This is a genomic window from Ruegeria sp. AM4, assembly GCF_056540665.1.
The window spans coordinates 1-2,376 of the sequence record NZ_JBQFXD010000033.1; the positions used below are offsets into that span (position 1 = coordinate 1).

The following is a 2,376-nucleotide window of genomic DNA, read 5'->3' on the forward strand; positions in this document are numbered from 1 at the left end:
GATCTGCCGCATCCCGAACCGAATGGGTTTCCAAGGCCCTTTTCAAAGCCTCTTCTACGTCAGATTCGTTAACAGTTTCCGAATGGCTCCGATCAACCAACAGAACGATTTCGCCTTTGATTGTCTGATCCTGCACCCCTTCGGCAAGGTCTTTCAGCGTCCCGCGGCGAACTTCTTCGAATTTCTTGGTCAATTCGCGGCACAGGGCGGCATGACGCGACTCTCCCAATACATCTGCCAGATCGGAAAGGCAGGCCGCGACACGCTTTGGCGATTCGTAGAAAACAAGCGTGCCGGGAATGTCGCGCAACGCCTCGATCCGTGCCCGGCGCGCGCCCGATGCATTGGGCAAGAAACCGGCAAAAAAGAACGCATCCGTTGGCAATCCGGCCAGTGTCAGGGCCATTAAGGCCGCCGATGGCCCGGGCGCACAGGTCACCATGTGACCGGCCTCAGCCGCCTGACGCCCCAGATCATAACCCGGATCAGCAATCAGTGGCATCCCGGCCTCAGAGGCATAGGCAACGGATTTCCCTTCGGCCAGCGCGTCCAGGATCTTGCCCCGCGCACCTGCACCGCTGTGATCGTGATAGGCCAGAATGCGCCGCCCCTCCAACGGCACACCGTGAATCTCCATCAGGCGCCGAAGGCTACGGGTATCCTCGGCGGCGACCACATCAGCCGAGGCCAGCACATCCAGCGCCCTGAGCGTGATATCGCGCGCCGCGCCGATCGGAGTGGCGACAAAATACAGGCCCGCGCCCAATCTGACTTTTTGGTGATTCAAAGCTGGACCCTCGCAGCGTGACGTTTATTATCGCGACCTAATAAAATGGCGTCTTTCAAGTCGCCGGGACAGGGAGTTTTCATTCAGATGTTTACCGTTTGCAAGCCCGTTCGCAAACTGGCAAAAACCGCCGCCGTTTTGGCCACCGCCGCTTTTCTGACCGCCTGTGAGACAACAGGACTGGGCGGAGGGCCATCGATTAACACCTCTAAGCCGGTGCCTGTGGCGCTGCTGGTTCCTGCGGGATCAGCCAATTCGGGCGATGCGGCCTTGGCCCGAAGCCTTGAGAACGCAGCACGAATGGCCATGGCAGATTTGCAAAATGTGCAGATCGACCTGCGGGTTTATGACACGCGCGGTAGCTCGAACACGGCGGCCGAGGTGGCCCAACGGGCCGTTGCGGATGGTGCAAAGGTTATCCTGGGTCCGGTTTACGCGCAGGCCGCAAACTCGGCAGGGTTGGCCGTTTTAAACAACAATGTGAATGTCCTGTCTTTCTCGAACAACACCAGCATCGCTGGCGGGAACGTCTTTGTCCTGGGTCCCACCTTCGACAACACGGCCAATCGACTTGTTAATTTTGCCGGTTCGCAGGGCAAAAACAACATACTGCCGATGACTTCAATGACGCACCATTACTTCGTGACCGAACCGGTGCCCGAGTTCGAAGCATTGGAAAAAGAGTTGCCGGTGATCCGTGACGACAAGAAGGTGTCGGGCTATATCCGGATGGAGCAAAAACGCGGACTGATCGGGATTTACGAGAAAGAGAACCCCAATTCCGACTGGCACGATCATTGCCCGTGGGACTATGAGAACTGGCTGTTCGATGCGGATTACGACCGGGTAATGCCGTGGCTGGAGGAAAGCCTGAACCGGATGCCGATCTTTGCCGAACTGGGCATTCAACGCGACGTGCATGGCGCGATCTCGCATCCGCCCGATGGCAACCCCCTGATCGGACCCGCGCCGGGTGTGCGGAATTATTGGTGCTGCTGCGGCACGCAGATCGGCATTGGCTGGGGGCCGGGCCTGACGCGTGAGCTGGCGCGCTGGATGGTGCATGGGGCCGCCGATATCTCGATGCGAGAATTCGACCCGCGCCGGTTCGGCAGCTATGCCACCAAGGACTGGCAGGTGATCAAGGCCGAGGAAGACTACTGCCTGCGCCACGAAATCCCCTTTCCGCATTTCAACCGGTTGGCGGGGCGCCCGATCAAGCCATCGCCCCTGTATGAGTTGTTGAAATCCAAGGGCGCGGTGCATGAGGAGGTTTATGGGTTCGAGCGCCCCCGTTGGTTCGCCCGCGATGGGGTGGAACAGCGTGACCACTATTCCTTCCGCCGCACCCCAGCCGACGACATGGTGGCCGCCGAGGTCAAGGCGGTGCGCGAACGCGTGGGCATCATGGATGTGACGGCCTTTACCAAGGTCGAGGTTTCGGGACCGGATGCCTACACCCTGCTGGATCGGCTAACCGCCAATCGGATGCCACAAAAGGTCGGCTCGATCACCCTGACCCATATGCTGAACCGGCGGGGCCGGATCGAGTTGGAGACAACCATCGTTCGTATGGCCGAAGACCGGTT

Annotated in this window: 2 protein-coding genes; one reads left to right on the plus strand and one right to left on the minus strand. The window is 59.4% G+C overall.

The window, feature by feature from the left end:
• Window positions 1-787, minus strand: a 787-nt coding sequence (gene rsmI, locus ACR0JA_RS23605) for a 16S rRNA (cytidine(1402)-2'-O)-methyltransferase (protein ID WP_480580396.1), incomplete at its 3' end; no start/stop codon positions are given.
• An 87-nt stretch (window positions 788-874) separates the two neighbouring features.
• Between rsmI and ACR0JA_RS23610 the strand changes: the two genes are divergently transcribed.
• A partial coding sequence (locus ACR0JA_RS23610; protein WP_480580399.1) for an FAD-dependent oxidoreductase occupies window positions 875-2,376 on the plus strand: 1,502 nt, incomplete at its 3' end.